Here is a 17,222-nt window from a genome sequence, read left to right as displayed (position 1 = left end):
ATCGGGTGGATCGGGGGCAGGTAGAGCACGTCGAAGCCCATCGCGGCGACCGCGGGCAGGCGTTCGGCGGCGGTGCGGAAGGTGCCGGAGACCGGTGGCAGGTTGCCGTCCGGGTCGATCACCGCACCCTCCGACCTCGGGAAGAACTCGTACCAGGAGCCGAACAACGCGCGCTGCCGGTCCACCTGGAGGGGCAGCGGCCGGGAGGAACTGAGCAGCTCGCGCAGCGGGTAGCGGGTCAGCAGGGTGACCACCTCGGGGGTGAGGGTGGCGGCCAGCCGGCTGAGCGGGGGCAGCTCCGGGTCGCGCAGCGCGTCCACGGCGGCCAGCACGTGCGCCCGGCCCTCCTTCTTCGGCACCCCGGCGGCGGCCCGTTCCAGCAGGGCCGCCCCCTCCTCCAGCACCAGCGCGGTGTCGATCCCGGCGGGCAGCTTGACGCCGGCGATCTTGCGCCAGGTGGCCACCGGGTCGCTCCACGCCTCCACCAGGTAGGACCAGCGGCCGGGTGCGGTGGGCGTGACGTACGCGCCCCAGCGGTCGGTGCCCGGCGCCAGCTCGTGCATCGGGGTCCACGGGCCGCTGCGGCCGCGCGGGTCGCGGAGCACCAGGTTGGCGTTGACCGCCTCGTGGCCCTCTCGGAAGACGGTGGCGGTGACCCGGAAGCGTTCACCCACCGCCGCCTTGGCCGGGCGGCGGCCGGCGTCGATCAGCGGGGAGACGTCCAGGACGGGGATGCGGCCGATCACGGTGTCGCTCTCTGTCGTCTTGCGGGCGGCGGTCTTCGCGGGGGGTTTACGAGCGGCCGCCGTCTTCCGGGGAGCGGCGGTCTTCCGGGGGGCGGCCGTCTTCCGGGCCGCCCGGGGCGCCGGCAGTGGCGCCTCGGGTTCTGACGATGGCTCAAGTCCACCGGTGGCCGTGGTCGCCTGGTCCCGCGTGTCGCCGTGCATGCCTGACTCCTGCCCGAGATCGGCGGCGGCCCCCGCCGACCGGGCCGGGTCGGGGGAGTGCCGGGGGACTGCATGGGTGAGGAAGGACCGGCGTCCGTCTACCTGCTCGCGTGCGTCCCGGCGCGCGAGTGCCCGGGCGCGCTCCCGTGGTGACCCGAACCGGCAAACGAGCGAGGGCGGGGTCAGGGCACGCTTCGGCGGCACACGGAGACCGAATGGACTAAAGGAAGTTGAGGGATCGTCGGAGGAAGGTTCCGGACGTTGGCGTGGGGAAGGCGCCACCCGGATCGCACTTCCCGTCGCACCACCGACCTTTGTCCATCCTGACACCGGCGGCAAGACCTACGACGCGGTAAGAGGGCGATTTCGGACGTTTGGGGGTGGTGAATCAGACACTGGAAACACGCTCGTTCCTGAGTGTTCATGCCCGGTCGGCGTGTGCTCTGGTCCGAATGCGCCCCCGTGCGCCCCTATGCCGCCGAGTGCGCCGATCGCGATCTCATCAATGGTCCAAAAGGGTCAGTAATAAGCCGGTTGACGGGCCGTCAGGCATATCCCGGGGTCTAGGCTGCACGCCGTGAAGGCAATCCGCAGATTCACCGTGCGCACCGTCCTCCCCGAACAACTCCAGCCGTTGCACGAGCTCGCGCTCAATCTCCGCTGGTCCTGGCACCCCGAGACGAGGGAGCTGTTCCGCTCCGTCGACCCGGAGGTCTGGTCGGCGGTCGGCGAGGACCCGGTCCGGTTGCTCGGCGAGGTGCCGGCCGCCCGGCTCTCCGCGCTCGCGGCCGACCGCCGCTTCCTCCGCCGACTGGGTGACCTCGCCGACGACCTGCGCGACTACCTGGCCGGGCCGCGCTGGTACCAGAGCGCGCCCGCGCCCGGCGACGGCACCGGCCCGCTTCCCGCCGCGATCGCGTACTTCTCACCGGAGTACGGCATCGCGGCCGCGATGCCGCAGTACTCCGGCGGGCTCGGCATCCTGGCCGGCGACCACCTGAAGGCCGCCAGCGACCTCGGCGTGCCGCTGGTCGGCGTCGGCCTGTTCTACCGGCACGGCTACTTCCGGCAGTCGCTCTCCCGGGACGGCTGGCAGCAGGAGCGCTACCCGCTGCTGGACCCGGACGAGCTGGCCGTCTCCCTGCTCCGCGAGCCCGACGGCACCCCCTGCCGGGTCGACCTCGCGCTGCCGGGCGGCCGCACGCTGGCCGCGCAGATCTGGAAGGCCCAGGTCGGCCGCGTCCCGCTGCTGCTGCTCGACTCCGACATCGAGCCGAACACGGCCGCCGAGCGCGAGGTGACCGACCGGCTGTACGGCGGCGGCAGCGAGCACCGGCTGCTGCAGGAGATGCTGCTCGGCATCGGCGGCGTCCGGGCGGTCCGGACGTACGGCCGGCTGACCGGGCACCCGGTCCCCGAGGTGTTCCACACCAACGAGGGCCATGCCGGCTTCCTGGGCGTGGAGCGGATCAGCGAGCTGGTCGGCGCGGGCCTCGACTTCGCCGCCGCGCTGGAGGCGGTCCGGGCCGGCACCCTGTTCACCACCCACACCCCCGTGCCGGCCGGGATCGACCGGTTCGACCGGGAGCTGGTGGCCCGTCACTTCAGCGGGGACGCCGCACTGCCGGGCGTCCCGGTGGACCAGGTGCTCGCGCTCGGCGTGGAGAGCTGGCCGGGCGGCGATCCCAAGTTGTTCAACATGGCCGCGATGGGCCTGCGGCTGGCCCAGCGGGCGAACGGGGTCTCCACCCTGCACGGCGAGGTCAGCCGGGGCATGTTCAGCGGCCTGTGGCCGGGCTTCGACGCCGCCGAGGTGCCGATCACCTCGATCACCAACGGCGTGCACGCGCCGACCTGGATCGACCCCGCGGTGGTCCGGCTGGCGGCCGGGCTGCTCGGCCAGGAGCAGGCCGAGGACGCCATGGCGACCGGCGAGGCCCGTCGCTGGACGGGCCTGGAGCGGATCGGCAACGGCGAGATCTGGGAGCTGCGGCGCGCGCTGCGCAGCCAGCTGGTGGACGAGGCCAGGCAGCGGCTGCGGGCCTCCTGGCGGCAGCGCGGCGCGGGCGACGCCGAGCTGGGCTGGGTCGACGCGGCGCTCGACCCGGACGTGCTGACCATCGGCTTCGCCCGGCGGGTGCCCTCGTACAAGCGGCTCACCCTGATGCTCCGTGACCCGGTCCGGCTGCGTTCGCTGCTGCTGCACCCGACCCGCCCGGTGCAGATCGTGGTGGCGGGCAAGGCGCACCCGGCGGACGACGGCGGCAAGCGGTTGATCCAGCAGCTGGTCAGGTTCGCCGACGACCCGGAGATCCGGCACCGGATCGTCTTCCTGCCGGACTACGACATGGCGATGGCCACCCACCTCTACCCGGGGTGCGACGTCTGGCTGAACAACCCGCTCCGCCCGCTGGAGGCCTGCGGCACCTCCGGGATGAAGGCCGCGCTGAACGGCTGCCTCAACCTGTCCGTCCTGGACGGCTGGTGGGACGAGTGGTACGACGGCCGGAACGGCTGGGCGATCCCGACCGCGGACGGCGTCTCCTCCACCCTGGACCCGGAGAGCCCGGAGGCCGAGCGGCGGGACGACATCGAGTCGGCCGCGCTCTACGACCTGATCGAGCACCAGGTCGCCGCCCGGTTCTACGACCGGGCCGCGGACGGCCTGCCGCACGCCTGGATCGCGATGGTCCGGCACACCCTGGTCACCCTCGGGCCCAAGGTGCTGGCCGGCCGGATGGTCCGGGAGTACGTCGAGCGGCTGTACGCGCCGGCGGCGCTGGCCCAGCGCGAGCTGGCCGGATCCGACCACCTCGGGGCCCGCGAGCTGGCCGGCTGGAAGGCCAGGATCAGGGACGGCTGGCCGGCCGTCCGGGTCGAGCACGTGGAGACCGAGGGTCTGTCCGAGGCGCAGGAGCTGGGTTCGACGCTGACCCTGCGGGTGCAGGTCTCGCTCGGCGCGCTGGAGCCCGGTGACGTGGAGGTCCAGGTGGTGTCCGGCCGGGTGGACGAGAGCGACGGCATCTCCGACGCGGTGGCCCTCACCCTCAAGCCGGCCGGCGGCCCCGATCTGGACGGCAGGCACCGGTACGAGGGATCGCTCGAGCTCTGCCGCACCGGCCCGTTCGGCTACACCGTCCGGGTGCTGCCCGCACACCAGCTGCTGGCCTCCCCGGCCGAGCTCGGGCTGGCCGCGCTCCCGGCGGAGACGCCCGGGATGAATGCGGGCCTGCTCCGGTAAAGCCCTTGCGCGGAGCTGATCCCCTCACCCGGACGTTGGGTGGGGGGATCAGCCATGTCCTGGACGGACCGGCTGCCCGCCAAGAACCGGCGCCCGGTCACCCGACCGGAACGGGCACCGGATGTCGGGTCCGGTCGGGCCGGGTCTTCCTAGGCTGAGGATCAGTCAGAGCGAAGGAGCAACGGGTGCTGGAGCAGCTGAACCGGGCCATGGACGAGATCGAACGGGGGCTCGACGGGTCGATCGACGTGGCCGGACTGGCCAGGACCGCGATGACCTCGGAGTACCACTTCCGGCGGCTGTTCTCGGCGCTGGCCGGGATACCGCTGTCGGAGTACGTCCGGCGCAGGCGGCTCACCGTGGCCGGGGCCGAGGTGCTGGCCGGCGAGCGGACCCTGCTGGAGATCGCGGTGCGGTACGGCTACGGCTCGGGCGAGGCGTTCGCCCGGGCCTTCCGGACCCAGCACGGGGTCGGTCCTGGCGACGCCCGGCGGACCGGTGCGACGCTGCACGCCCAGTCCCGGATGTCCTTCCGCCTCACCGTCGAAGGGAGCACGGGCATGCGGTACCGGTTGGTGCAGAAGGAGCGGTTCCAGGTGGTCGGGTACCGGGCCAGGGTGCCGCTGGTGCACGAAGGGGTGAACCCGGCGATCGCCGAGTTCGTCCGGGGGCTGGGCCCGGCGGCGGTGGCGGCGGTGGCGGCGCTGGCCGACCAGGAGCCGGCCGGGATCGTCGCGGTCTGCGACAACCTGGACGGCAGCCGGGCCGAGGGCACCGAACTCGACTACTACCACGGTGCGGTGACCTCGGCGGCGGTGCCGGAGGGGATGGCGGCGCTGCCGGTCGACGCCGGGCTGTGGGCGGTCTTCGAGAGCTCCGGAGCGTTCCCGCAGACGTTGCAGTACCTGTGGCGGGACGTGTTCACCCAGTGGTTCCCGTCCAACCCGTACCGCAGCCGGCCGGGGCCGGAACTGCTCCGCGTCCGGCTCTCCCCGGACGGGGCGAGCGCAGACGCGGAGCTGTGGATCCCGGTGGAGCGGGCCTGACGGCCGGCCCCCCGAGGGCCGGTCAGACCAGGCTGTCCCGCCAGGCGTTGTGCAGGTCGGCGAAGCGACCCTGGCCGGAGATCAGGGCGGCGGGGGTGCCGTCCTCGACGATCCGGCCCTGGTCCATCACCAGGACCCGGTCGGCGATCTCCACGGTGGAGAGGCGGTGCGCGATGATCACGGCCGTCCGGCCGGCCAGCACGGTGCGCATGGCGCGCTGGACGGCCTGCTCGCCGGGGACGTCCAGCGAGGAGGTGGCCTCGTCCAGGATCAGCACCGCCGGGTCGGCGAGCAGCGCCCGGGCGAACGCGACCAGCTGGCGCTGGCCGGCCGAGATCCGGCCGCCGCGCTTGCGGACGTCGGTGTCGAAGCCGTCCGGGAGGGCCGCGATGAACTCGTCCGCGCCGATCTCCCGGGCGGCCTGCTCGACTTCCTCGCGGGGGGCGCCGGGGCGCCCGATCGCGATGTTCTCGGCGACCGTGCCGGAGAACAGGAACGATTCCTGGGTCACCATCACCACGCCGCGCCGGAGCTCGTCGGTGGGCAGCGAGCGGAGGTCCACGCCGTCCAGCCGGACGGCGCCCTCGGTCGGGTCGTAGAACCGGGCGAGCAGCTTGGCCAGGGTGGACTTGCCCGCGCCGGTGGCGCCGACCACGGCGGTGGTCTGCCCGGCGGCCAGCGTGAGGTCGAAGCTGGGCAGCACCTCCTTGCCCGTCCGGTAGGTGAACCGGACGTCGTCGAAGACCACCTCGCGGCCCTTCATCCGGGCCGTGGGCAGGGCGACCGGCGTGGCCGGCTCGGCCACCGAGGGCTCGTGGGCCAGCAGGCCGGCGATCTTCTCCAGGGCGGCGGCGGCCGACTGGTAGCTGTTCAGGAACATCGCCAGCTGGTCGATCGGGTCGTACAGGCGGCGCAGGTAGAGCACGAAGGCGGTGAGCGCGCCGAGCTCCAGGCTGCCGTCGGTGACCAGCACGGCGCCGAGCACCACCACGCCGGTGATCCAGGTGTTGGCGACCGCCCGGGAGGTGGCGACGTAGCGGGCCATCTCCAGCAGGCCGTCGGCGGTGGCGGCGGCGGACTGCCGGTTCACGGTGCCGAAGGCGGCCTCGTTGGCGGCCTCCCGGCGGAACGCCTGGACCGGGCGGATGCCGTTCATGGTCTCGGTGAACCGGACGATCACCGAGGCGACCGCCGTCCGGGAGCGCCGGTAGACCTTGAGCGAGCGCCGCCGGAACGAGCGGACGCTCAGGTACATCGGCAGGAAGGAGAGCAGCGCGGCCAGACCGAGCCGCCAGTCCATCACCATCAGCACGATCGAGATGTAGAAGACCGACAGACAGACCGTCAGCAGCTCCTGCAGGCCCTCGGAGAGCAGCTCGCGCAGGGCGTCCACGTCGCTGGTGGCGCGGGAGATGATCCGGCCCGAGGTGTAGCGCTCGTGGAAGTCCAGGCTGAGCCGCTGGGCGTGCCGGAAGATCCGGCCGCGCAGGGTGAGCAGGATGTCCTGGTTGATCCGGCCGCTGAGCCGGATGAAGGCGCGCTGCAGCACGGTGGAGAGCGCGGCGCAGCCGAGGTAGGCGGCGACCACCGCGACCAGCGGGCCGGCGTCGTGCTCGCGGAGCGCCGGGATGCCCCGGTCCATCGCGATCGCGACCAGCAGCGGGCCTGACTGCAGGGCGGCCTGCTGGACCAGGATGACCAGCATCGCGCCGCCGATCCGGCGGCGGTGCGGGCCGAGCAGCTCGCCGAGCAGGCGCCGGGCGGCGCCGGCCGGGACGGGGATGTCCTCGTCCTCGGCCGGGTGCGGCAGCTCCTCCTCGACCGGGGCACTCTGCACGGTGGTGGCGGTCATCGGACCAGGCTCCGTTCGGTGGCGGTCTGACCGGTCATCAGCTCGCGGTAGGCGGCGGAGCTGTGCAGCAGCTCCTGGTGGGTGCCGACGGCGACGATCCGGCCCTCGGCCAGTACGGCGACCCGGTCGGCCAGCAGCACGGTGCTCGGCCGGTGGGCCACCACCAGCGCGGTGGTGTCGGCGAGCACCTGGCGCAGGGCCCGTTCGACCAGGGCCTCGGTGTGCACGTCGAGCGCGGAGAGCGGGTCGTCCAGCACCAGGAACTCGGGGCGGCCGACCACCGCGCGGGCCAGCGCCAGGCGCTGGCGCTGACCGCCGGAGAGGCTGAGGCCCTGCTCGCCGACCTGGGTGCCGGCGCCCTCGGGCAGCTTCTCGACGAAGCCGGCCTGGGCGGTGTCCAGGGCGGTGGCGAGCTCCTGCTCGGTCGCCTCCGGACGGCCCATCAGGACGTTCTCCCGGACCGAGGCGGAGAACAGGGTGGGCTCCTCGAAGGCGATGCTGACCAGCTCGCGCAGCCGGGGCAGCGGGATCGAGCGGAGGTCCCGGCCGTCCAGCGTGATGCTGCCGCCGGTGGTCTCGTACAGCCGGGGGAGCAGCGCGGTCAGCGTGGTCTTGCCGCTGCCGGTCGCGCCGACCAGGGCCATCGTCTCGCCGCGCCGGATGTGCAGGTCGACGCCGGTGAGCAGGTCGGGGGTGTCGGCGGGCGCGTCGGGGTAGCGGAACCGGACGCCGGTGAACCGGATGCCCTGGTCCTCCTGCGGCCGGTGCCCGGTCGCGGCCGGGTCGTCCTCGGGTTCGTCCATCACCTCGAAGTACCGGTCGGTCGCGGTGGCCGCCTCGTTGGCGTACGCGAGCAGCCAGCCGAGCGACTCGACCGGCCAGCGCAGGGCCAGGGCGGTGGAGAGGAAGGCGACCAGGGTGCCGGTGGAGAGGTCGCCGTCGGCGACCCGGACCACGCCGACCGCCAGTGCGACGCCGAGCGCCACCTCGGGCAGGCCGACGATCACCGCCCAGAGGTTGGCCAGCATGTCGGCCTTGTGCAGCTCGGTGGAGCGCAGCTCGGCGGCCTGCCGCTTGAACCGCTCGGCCATCGTGCGGTGCCGGCCGAAGGCCTTGAGGATCCGGATGCCGAGCACCGACTCCTCGATCACGGTGGCCAGGTCACCGGTCTGGTCCTGGGCCCGCCGGGCGGCCCCCGAGTACCGGTCCTCGAAGTGCCGGGTGAGCAGCACCAGCGGGAGGGCGGGCAGCAGGGTGATCAGGCCGAGCCGCCAGTCGAGCGCGAACATCATCGCCGAACCGGTCAGGAAAACCAGCGAGTTGACGATCAGGAAGACCAGCGGGAAGGCCAGGAAGAGCCGCATGGTGAACATGTCGGAGGTGGCCCGGGAGAGCAGCTGGCCGGACGGCCAGCGGTCGTGGAAGGAGACCGGCAGCCGCTGCAGCTTGGCGTAGAGGTCGCCGCGCATGGCGCTCTCCACCTTGGCCAGCGGCCGGGCCACGATCACCCGGCGGATGCCGAACAGGCCGGCCTCGGCCAGGCCGAGCAGCAGGAGCAGCCCGGCCGGCGGCCAGAGTGCGCCGAGGTCGTGGTGGGTGATCGGGCCGTCCACGATCGCCCGCAGGACCAGCGGGACCAGCAGCACGCTGCCGGAGGCGAGCAGTGCGGCGGTCACCGACCCGGCGATCCGCCAGCGGGCGGTCCGGGCGTACGGCCAGAGGCGCAGCAGTGACCGCACCGTGGACCGGCGGGGCGGCTCGGGTGTGGGATGTGAGGATATGTCGGATCTGTTCTGCTGCTTGTTCTCGGCCATCGCGGAGAGGGTAGGCAGAGGACCTGACATTTCTCATCTGGTTTTACGCCCCTGTCGGCCCCGGTCGGCGAGAACCGGCCACCCGGTCAGTCGTCGGCGGCCCGCAGCAGCTGCAGCGACCGCCCGGCCAGCGTGACCGGCCCGCCGGTGTCGGGTTCGGGCACCGGGCGGGCGGTGTCCACCAGCGTCTCGTACCGCTTCGCCCAGGGCTCGCCGGGCAGCGTGAAGGTGACCGGCCGGTGGCCCGCGTTGAGCAGCACCAGGAAGCTGTCGTCGGTCAGCGGACAGCCGTGCTGGTCGCGTTCCGACATCGCCCGGCCGGAGAGCAGCATGCCGAGCACGGCGGTCGGTGCGAACCAGTCGGCCTCGGTCATCTCCTGCCCCCCGGCGGTGAACCAGGCCAGGTCGCTCTGCCCGCCCGGCACCGCCGCCCGGCCGGAGAAGAACGCCCGCTGGCGGAGCACCGGGTGGGCCCGGCGGAGCCGGATCAGCCGCCCGGTCAGCTCGCAGAGCCGGCGCCACTCCGGGTCCTCCAGCAGTGACCAGTCCAGCCAACTGGTCTCGTTGTCCTGGCAGTAGGCGTTGTTGTTGCCGCGCTGGGTGCGGCCCAGCTCGTCCCCGGCGGTGAGCATCGGCACCCCGGTGGAGAGCAGCAGGGTGGCCATCAGGTTGCGGAGCTGACGCTGCCGCAGCTCCACCACCGCCGGGTCGTCGGTCTCGCCCTCCACCCCGCAGTTCCAGGACCGGTTGTCGTCGGTGCCGTCCCGGTTCTGCTCGCCGTTGGCCTCGTTGTGCTTGCGGTCGTAGGAGACCAGGTCGCGCAGGGTGAAACCGTCGTGCGCGGTGACGAAGTTGACCGAGGCGTACGGTCGGCGGCCGCCGCGCTGGTAGAGGTCGGAGGAGCCGGACAGCCGGTAGCCGAGCTCCCGGACGTCCGGGCGGGCACCGCGCCAGAAGTCCCGCACGGTGTCCCGGTACTTGTCGTTCCACTCGGCCCAGAGCGGCGGGAAGCCGCCCACCTGGTAGCCGCCGGGGCCGACGTCCCAGGGCTCCGCGATCAGCTTCACCCGGCTGAGCAGCGGGTCCTGGGAGACCGCGCCGAGGAACGGGTGGTGCATCTCCACCCCGTCCGAGCCCCGGGCCAGCGCGGCGGCCAGGTCGAACCGGAAGCCGTCCACGCCCATCTCGGTCACCCAGTACCGGAGCGAGTCGGTGATCAGCCGGACGGTGTGCGGCTGCCGGGTGTCCAGGGTGTTGCCGCAGCCGGTGTAGTCGGCGTAGCCCCGGCGGCTGCGGTCCAGCCGGTAGTAGCCCGCGTTGTCGATGCCGCGCAGGCTGAGCGAGGGGCCCATCACGCCGCTCTCGGCGGTGTGGTTGTAGACCACGTCGAGGATCACCTCGATCCCGGCCGCGTGCAGGGCCCGGACCATCCGCTTGAACTCGCCGACCTGCTGGCCCCGGCTGCCCCCGGCGGAGTACCCGGCGTGCGGGGCGAAGAAGGCGAGGGTGTTGTAGCCCCAGTGGTTGGTCAGCCCGCGCTGCTGCAGGTGGTCCTCGTCGGCGTACTGGTGCACCGGCAGCAGCTCGACCGCGGTGACGCCGAGGCCGACCAGGTGCTCGATCGCCGCCGGGTGCGCCAACCCGGCGTAGGTGCCGCGCAGTTCGGCCGGGATGCCGGGGTGGCGCATGGTGAAGCCGCGCACGTGCAGCTCGTACAGCACGGTCTCGGCCCAGGGCGTCTTCGGGCGGTGGTCGTCGTACCAGTCGTCGTCGTCGTGCACCACCACCGCCTTGGGCACGTACGCGGCGGAGTCCCGGTTGTCCCGGACGGTGTCGGCCACCTCGCGCTCCGGCCAGTTCCGGACGGCCGCGCAGGTCGCGTCGTGGGCGGTGTAACTCCCGTCCACCGCACGGGCGTAGGGGTCGAGCAGCAGTTTGGCCGGATTCCACCGGGCGCCGGTCCACGGGTCCCAGCGGCCGTGCACCCGGTAGCCGTACCTGGCCCCGGGGTGGACCCCGGGCAGGTAGCCGTGCCAGGTCTGGAAGGTCCGCTCGGTCAGCGGGTGTCTGCTCTCGGTGCCGTCCTCGGCGAACAGGCAGAGCTCGACCGCCTCGGCGTCCGGGGCCCAGAGCGCGAAGTTGGTGCCGTGGCCGCCGGCGTGGTCGGTGCGGTAGCGGGCGCCGAGCGGCTGCCAGCTGCCGGGCCAGGGCACCGCCGGGTCGATCGCACCGTGTTCCGCCTGAACCTGCCGCTGCCAAGCCGTCATCGACCGCATCCTCCCAGCGCAGGACGTCCCGGGCCCCGCGTAGCCGTTGTTCCCTGATCGGATAGTGCTGTCACGTGACGGACCGTGCTGTGACGGACTGTGAACGATTCTGTCCTGGATCGAGACCTTCTGGCTGCTACTGCGTGAATTTGCTCCCACGTGTCCGGGCGGGCCCAGGGTCGTTATGCCGGACGGTGGTTGACGGCAGCGGTAGGTACGTACGGAGGATCGGGATGCGCTCCCGGGTGGCGGTCGTGGTGGTGGTCGGGCTCTGCCTGCTCACCGGCTGCACCAGTGAACGGCAGGCAACACCGGGCTCCGAGGCGGTCGCCGCGCCCAGCCCGGCCGTCTCCAGGGCGGTGATCAGCGCGACCCCCGGGGACGGCACCCAGGAGGTGCCGGCCGAGGGCCCGGTCAAGGTGACGGTGGCCCAGGGCAGGCTGCTCTCGGTCCGGCTGGCCGACGACAAGGGCGGCGAGGTGGCCGGGCGGATCGCCCCGGACGGCAGCTGGGCCCCGGACGGCCGGCTCACCCTGGCCACCCCGTACACGCTGGACGCGGTGGCGGAGGACGCCGCCGGGCTCAAGGCGGCCCAGCACGTGGCCTTCGCCACCCTGACCCCGGAGCACACCTTCGCCGCCTTCTTCACCCCGGAGGACGGCTCCACGGTCGGGGTCGGGATGCCGGTCTCGCTCCGGTTCAGCCGGGCGATCACCGACCGGGCCGCGGTCGAGCGGGGGATCACGGTGACCGCCGACCCGCCGGTGCCGGTGGCCGCGCACTGGTTCGGCAACCGGCGGCTGGACCTGCGGCCCGACAAGTACTGGGCGGCCGGCACCAAGGTGACCCTGACGCTGCGGCTGAAGGACGTCCAGGGCGCGCCGGGGGACTACGGCACCCAGTCCAAGGAGGTGCACTTCACCGTCGGCCGCTCGATGGTCAGCACCGCCGACCTGGACGCGCACACCATGACCGTCCGGCAGGACGGCCGGGTGCTCCGGACCCTGCGGATCTCCGGCGGCAGCCCGGAGTTCTCCACCTACTTGGGCGCGATGGTGATCTCGGAGAAGTTCCCGGTCACCCGGATGAACTCGCAGACCGTCGGCCTGGGCGACGAGTACGACATCAAGGACGTGCCGCACGCGATGCGGCTGACCAACTCGGGCACCTTCGTGCACGGCAACTACTGGGCCGCCCGCTCGGTCTTCGGCAGCGCCAACACCAGCCACGGCTGCCTCGGCCTGGCCGACGACAAGGGGGGCTCGGACTCCTCCCCGGCGGGCTGGTTCTTCGAGCACTCGATGATCGGGGACGTGATCGAGGTGCACGGGCAGACCGGCGACCAGGTGCCGCCGGACAACGGCCTGAACGGCTGGAACCTGACCTGGGCGCAGTGGCAGCGCGGCAGCGCGCTCGGCGTGCACTGACCCGGCACCGACCGCCACCGACCCCGCACCGGTCCAGCACGGACCTCCCCGGGAGGAACACCGATCCCCGCCGGTTATCCTGGCCTGCCGTGCCGCCGCTCGCCCGTCGAGCGGCCGGCGCAGATAACAACTCGGCACGACCCCCGCCCTTCGTGAAACTGAAACCGGCGCCGGAACGTGTACTGAGCGTGGACACCCCGAGGGGAGCAGACCGAGTGAAGCCGGTACAGGCGGCCGATGCCGCGATAGTCAGGACCCAGGGCGCGGCCGAGCGCCGTGCCAAGCGCACCCGGCTGGCCGGGGTCGCGCTCGCGATGGGCGGCGTCCTGCTGCTCACCGCGGCCTGCTCGGGCTCCGGCTCGGACGACAAGGGCAAGGGCACCGGCGCGGCCGGCGGCGACAGCGCGGCCTCCGCGGCCGCCAGCCCGCCCGCGCCGAAGAACTCGGCCGCGGTGCTGACCGTCACCCCGAAGGACGGCGCCGAGGACGTCAACCCCAACGACGCCCTGAACGTCGCGGTGGCCGGCGGCAAGCTGACCACCGTCGAGGTGACCGACAAGAACGGCAAGCCGGTCGCCGGTGCGATCACCGCCGACGGCCTGAGCTGGAAGCCCAGCGCGCCGCTCACGGTCGGGATGGTCTACAAGGTGAGCGCCCAGGCCACCGACGCCGAGGGCCTGGTGGCTGCCTCGACCAGCAGCTTCACCACGCTCACCCCGGCGAAGACCGCCTCGGTGAACGACAACATCACCGACAACGGCACGTACGGCGTCGGCATGATCGTCTCGGTCAACTTCGGCAAGCCGGTCAAGAACAAGGAGGCGGTGCTCAAGGGCATCACCTTCGAGGACAGCAACCACACCGTGGTGAAGGGGCACTGGTTCGGCACCCAGCGGCTGGACTTCCGGCCGGAGACCTACTGGAAGTCCGGCACCAAGGTCACCATCAAGTACCGCCTGAAGAACGTCGAGGTGTCGCCCGGCGTCTACGGCGACGTGGACCGGGACGAGCCGTTCACCATCGGCCGCTCGCAGATCAGCGTCGCGGACGCGGGCACCCACCAGATGACGGTCACCCGGGACGGCGTGGCCAAGACCATCCCGATCACCGCGGGCGACGACCAGAACCCGTCCTGGAACGGCACCATGGTCATCTCCAGCAAGGAGAAGGTGACCCGGATGAACTCCGCCACCGTCTCCAACATCCAGGGCTCCGAGTACGACATCTCGGACGTCCCGCACGCGATGCGGCTGACCTCCTCCGGCACCTACGTGCACGGCAACTACTGGGGGAACGCCTTCGGCAAGTACAACGCCAGCCACGGCTGCGTCTCGATGGCGGACACCAAGGGCGGCGACGACGCCTCGACCGCCGGGAAGTACTTCGCGGACTCGATCGTCGGCGACGTGGTGAAGATCCAGAACTCCAAGGGCAAGACCGTCTCGCCGGACAACGGCCTGAGCGGCTGGACGCTGCCCTGGGCCTCCTGGTAGACCCCGCCGGGAGCTGATCCCTGCTCAACTGTTCGGCCCGGGTGCCCTTATGGCGCCCGGGCCGAGCTGTTGTGCGAGCCCTTGTTCGGGCCGCGTTCGGGATGCTCTTGGCATATGCCATTCGAATAGTGATCGTTTGTTCATTGTCCGTACGCGGCCGCTTGCGTTCCGCAATGATTGGCCCATGGCGGGATGGGGCGAGGCAGAGTGGGCATCACTTCCAGGGGCCGGTCCGGCCACTGACGACCCGTCGGAAGGTGGGGTGCTCGCCCTGGAGACTCTGGAACGACTCAGCCCGCAGGAGGTCGAGCGCGAGTGCTTCGGCCGGCTCTGCGAGCAGGTGGCGGCCGAGCAGGAGGTCTTCCTGCCGTCCCGTCCCGAACTCGTCGGCGTGGCCCGGCGGATGGTGCTCTCGGTGCTCCAGGGCTGGCGGATGCACCAGTTACTCGAAGCCGGCGAACTCCTCACCGGCGAGCTGATGGCGAACGCCGTCCGGCACACCGGCGGTCGCACCGTCGGCCTCCGGCTCACCCGCCGCCCCGGCTGGCTCCGGGTCGAGGTCCGGGACTCCTCCCGTGCGCTGCCCTGCCTGATCGTCGCCGAGCCGGGCAACGAGACCGGCTACGGCATGCTGCTGATCAGTACCATCTCGGAGCGCTGGGGCGCGGATCTGCTGCCGCGCGGCAAGGGCGTCTGGTTCGAGCTCAAGGTCCGCGAGCGCGCCCCGTCCTGAGCGCGGGTGGCCCCGGAAACCTGAACGCGGGTGGCCCGGAAAACAGTGCGGGGCCCCCGGTCGCCGTGATGCGGCGTGGGGGCCCCTGCAGGTCACCGCGCAAGCCATGGGGGTGCGTGCCACGCGGTGCAGACGGCCGAACCGGGTCGGGGGTGGCCGTAGCTCTCGATGACTCGACTATCGCACGGTCTCACGATGTGGGCAAAATCGATTGAAAGGTTTGTAACCTACTTCACCTGGACTAATCGTATGGATTCCCACTCCGGCCTTTGATTATCCAGCCGGGCCCCGGCGCAGCGGGCCGAATTCCGGTCGACAGGCCGCCCCGGACCAGCCATGATCCCGGGCATGACACGCACCGACATGCCCACCGTCCTCGACGAGCGCACCTCGCTCGCCACCTTCCTCGACTACACCCGCGCCACCGCGCTCGCCAAGTGCGAGGACCTCGCCCAGGAGGACGCCCGGAAGGCCCCGCTGCCCGGCTCGCCGCTGATGACCCTGGCCGGGCTGATCAGCCACCTGCGCTGGGTCGAGTACTACTGGTTCGACGTGGTCTTCCTCGGCGGGGAGGACGAGGGGCCGTGGACCGACGAGGACCCGGACCGCGAGATGCGGATCGCGGTGGACCTGCCGCTGGTCGAACTGCTCGACGACTACCGGCAGTTGACCGACCGCTATCGCGAGCTGGTGGCCGGCACCGACCTGGACGCGGTGGCGCAGCGGACCGTCCGGGACGGGCAGCAGATCAACCTGCGCTGGATCGTCCTGCACCTGATCGAGGAGACCGCCCGGCACAACGGCCACCTCGACCTGCTGCGCGAACTCGCGGACGGCAGCACCGGAGCGTGACGGCGCGTCAGCCGTTGTAGTGGACGACGAAGTCGTCGAACGGGTGCTGCCCCGGGCGGGCGGCCACCTGGTCGAGCGCGGCCCGGATCTCCCGGAGCTGACCGGTCGTCATCTCCAGTGGTGGTTCGGCGGGCTGGTGGACGGCCTGGAACGGGTAGTCCACGCCCGGCTGGTCGGTCATCTCGATGTGGCAGCCGAGCACGTGGCCGACCGGGTGGGTGTCGGCGAAGGCGATCAGCCGGTCGACGGTGGCGACGTACGCGTCCCAGTCGGCGATGTAGAGCCGCCCCGGGTAGACCGTGTCGCCGGTGAGCAGCAGTCCGGTGTACCGGTCGTAGTAGCTGACCGCGGCCGCGTGGTGGCCGGGGCTGCCGAGGCAGTCCAGCACCCGCCCGCCCAGGTCGAGCTCGGCCGGGACGTCCAGGTCCGGGCCGAGGCCGAGGAACTCCCGGACGGTGTCGAGGGCCCGGTCCACCAGCACGGTGTCCGGCCGGTCGGCGAACTGGGCGTCACCCGCGACGTGGTCGCCGTGGCCGTGGGTGTGCAGGACCACCAGCCCGTAGCCGGGGCGCGGGTGCTTCGCCAGCCACTGCCCGACCAGCTCGTCGACCACCCGGCGGAGCGGGAAGTACTCGGCCTCGGCGGTCGCCCCGGTGTCGATCAGCACCGCGCGCTCGTTGCCGAACAGCAGGAACAGGAACGGCGCCTCGTGGTTGACCGCCATGTTCTGCCGCAGGATCACGGTGTGTTCGTCGTAGTGGTGCACCTGGATGTCGGGGTCGGTGTTGTGCTTCGCCGAGACGGAACCGTGGATCCAGCGCACGTCGATCGGCAGCGGGGCGATCGGCGCGAAGTCGATGGCGGCGGTGTCGGAGATCATGTGGCAACCTACCAAGCCGGGCCCGGCGTCGGCCTCTGCTTTAGCGAGCGCCAACTGCCGGGCAGGGACTGGCCGGTAGCGTGTCCGCATGACGACGCGCCATGTGCTGTTGCTGAGCGGAAGCCTGCGGTCCGGGTCCTCCAACGAGGCGGTGCTGCGGACCGCCGCCGCACTGGCCCCCGAGGGCGTGACCACCACGTTCTACCAGGGGCTGGCCGAGCTGCCGCACTTCAACCCGGACCACGACACCGACCCGCTGCCGGCTGCGGTGGCGGAACTGCGGGCTCTGATCGCGGCGGCCGACGCCCTGCTGATCTCCGCACCCGAGTACGCCGGCACCCTGCCGGGCTCGTTCAAGAACCTGCTGGACTGGACGGTGGGCGGCGTCGAGATCAGCGACAAGCCCGCCGCCTGGATCACCGCCGCCGCCCCCGGCCGGGGCACCGGCGCCGCCGCCACCCTCGCCTCGGTGCTCGGCTACACCGGCGCGGCCGTCGCCGAACCGGCCTGCGCCACCATCCCCGTCCCGCCGGACGCCCGCGGTGCCGACGGCCTGATCACCGACCCGGCCGCCCGCGACCGGATCGCCGAGGTGGTCCGCGCCCTGCTGGCGGCCTGAGCCGCCGTCAGCACTCGCTGACGTCGACCGCTGGGTGCCCGGGGAGCCCGT

12 protein-coding genes are annotated in these 17,222 nt (G+C 72.3%); 7 read left to right on the top strand and 5 right to left on the bottom strand.

Features of this window, described 5'->3' with window-relative positions:
• Window positions 1-746 (bottom strand): maltotransferase domain-containing protein (locus ACIRPK_RS31345; protein ID WP_403044751.1); only part of this gene is annotated, 746 nt, incomplete at its 3' end.
• Between the two features lie 778 nt (window positions 747-1,524).
• Between ACIRPK_RS31345 and glgP the strand changes: the two genes are divergently transcribed.
• Together glgP and ACIRPK_RS31335 are read left to right on the top strand one after the other, a co-directional pair.
• The gene (glgP, locus tag ACIRPK_RS31340; protein ID WP_403044748.1) at window positions 1,525-4,188 is read left to right on the top strand and encodes an alpha-glucan family phosphorylase; all 2,664 of its coding nucleotides are present in this window, start codon (window positions 1,525-1,527) and stop codon (window positions 4,186-4,188) included.
• A gap of 185 nt (window positions 4,189-4,373) precedes the next feature.
• Window positions 4,374-5,234, top strand: coding sequence for an effector binding domain-containing protein (locus ACIRPK_RS31335; protein ID WP_403044745.1), 861 nt, complete (start codon window positions 4,374-4,376; stop codon window positions 5,232-5,234).
• A gap of 22 nt (window positions 5,235-5,256) precedes the next feature.
• Here ACIRPK_RS31335 and ACIRPK_RS31330 read toward each other — a convergent pair whose 3' ends face one another.
• The 3 genes from ACIRPK_RS31330 to glgX all read right to left on the bottom strand — a co-directional run bounded on the left by ACIRPK_RS31330 (window position 5,257) and on the right by glgX (window position 11,167).
• The gene (locus tag ACIRPK_RS31330) at window positions 5,257-7,086 is read right to left on the bottom strand and encodes an ABC transporter ATP-binding protein (protein ID WP_403044742.1); all 1,830 of its coding nucleotides are present in this window, start codon (window positions 7,084-7,086) and stop codon (window positions 5,257-5,259) included.
• Window positions 7,083-8,900: an ABC transporter ATP-binding protein gene (locus tag ACIRPK_RS31325; protein ID WP_403044739.1), complete on the bottom strand. Its 1,818-nt coding sequence runs from the start codon at window positions 8,898-8,900 to the stop codon at window positions 7,083-7,085. Before ACIRPK_RS31325 ends, ACIRPK_RS31330 begins: the two co-directional genes overlap by 4 nt.
• Window positions 8,901-8,986: 86 nt before the next feature.
• Window positions 8,987-11,167, bottom strand: coding sequence for a glycogen debranching protein GlgX (glgX, locus tag ACIRPK_RS31320; RefSeq protein ID WP_403044736.1), 2,181 nt, complete (start codon window positions 11,165-11,167; stop codon window positions 8,987-8,989).
• A gap of 233 nt (window positions 11,168-11,400) precedes the next feature.
• On the opposite strand from glgX, the gene ACIRPK_RS31315 reads away from it, so the two are divergent.
• The 4 genes from ACIRPK_RS31315 (at window position 11,401) to ACIRPK_RS31300 (ending at window position 15,672) form a co-directional block, all read left to right on the top strand.
• Window positions 11,401-12,594, top strand: coding sequence for an Ig-like domain-containing protein (locus tag ACIRPK_RS31315; RefSeq protein ID WP_403044733.1), 1,194 nt, complete (start codon window positions 11,401-11,403; stop codon window positions 12,592-12,594).
• Window positions 12,595-12,809: 215 nt separating this feature from the next.
• A complete protein-coding gene (locus ACIRPK_RS31310) occupies window positions 12,810-14,087 on the top strand; it encodes an Ig-like domain-containing protein (RefSeq protein ID WP_403044730.1) in 1,278 nt (425 codons plus the stop codon).
• A gap of 262 nt (window positions 14,088-14,349) precedes the next feature.
• Complete coding sequence (locus ACIRPK_RS31305; protein ID WP_403044727.1) at window positions 14,350-14,820, top strand: ATP-binding protein; 471 nt, start codon at window positions 14,350-14,352, stop codon at window positions 14,818-14,820.
• Window positions 14,821-15,168: 348 nt separating this feature from the next.
• Window positions 15,169-15,672, top strand: a complete 504-nt coding sequence (locus ACIRPK_RS31300; RefSeq protein ID WP_403044724.1) for a DinB family protein — start codon at window positions 15,169-15,171, stop codon at window positions 15,670-15,672.
• A gap of 7 nt (window positions 15,673-15,679) precedes the next feature.
• On the opposite strand, the gene ACIRPK_RS31295 is transcribed toward ACIRPK_RS31300, so the two are convergent.
• Window positions 15,680-16,552, bottom strand: a complete 873-nt coding sequence (locus ACIRPK_RS31295) for an MBL fold metallo-hydrolase (RefSeq protein WP_403044721.1) — start codon at window positions 16,550-16,552, stop codon at window positions 15,680-15,682.
• An 88-nt stretch (window positions 16,553-16,640) separates the two neighbouring features.
• On the opposite strand from ACIRPK_RS31295, the gene ACIRPK_RS31290 reads away from it, so the two are divergent.
• Entirely contained in the window at window positions 16,641-17,171 is a 531-nt protein-coding gene (locus ACIRPK_RS31290; RefSeq protein ID WP_403044719.1) for an NADPH-dependent FMN reductase, read from the top strand.
• Window positions 17,172-17,222 lie beyond the last annotated feature (51 nt).

Origin of the sequence: Kitasatospora sp. NPDC101801 (genome assembly GCF_044766665.1) — a bacterium.
Lineage (GTDB): Bacteria > Actinomycetota > Actinomycetes > Streptomycetales > Streptomycetaceae > Kitasatospora.
Note: the sequence above shows the minus strand (reverse complement) of the source record. Positions and strands in the feature narration are given on the sequence as shown.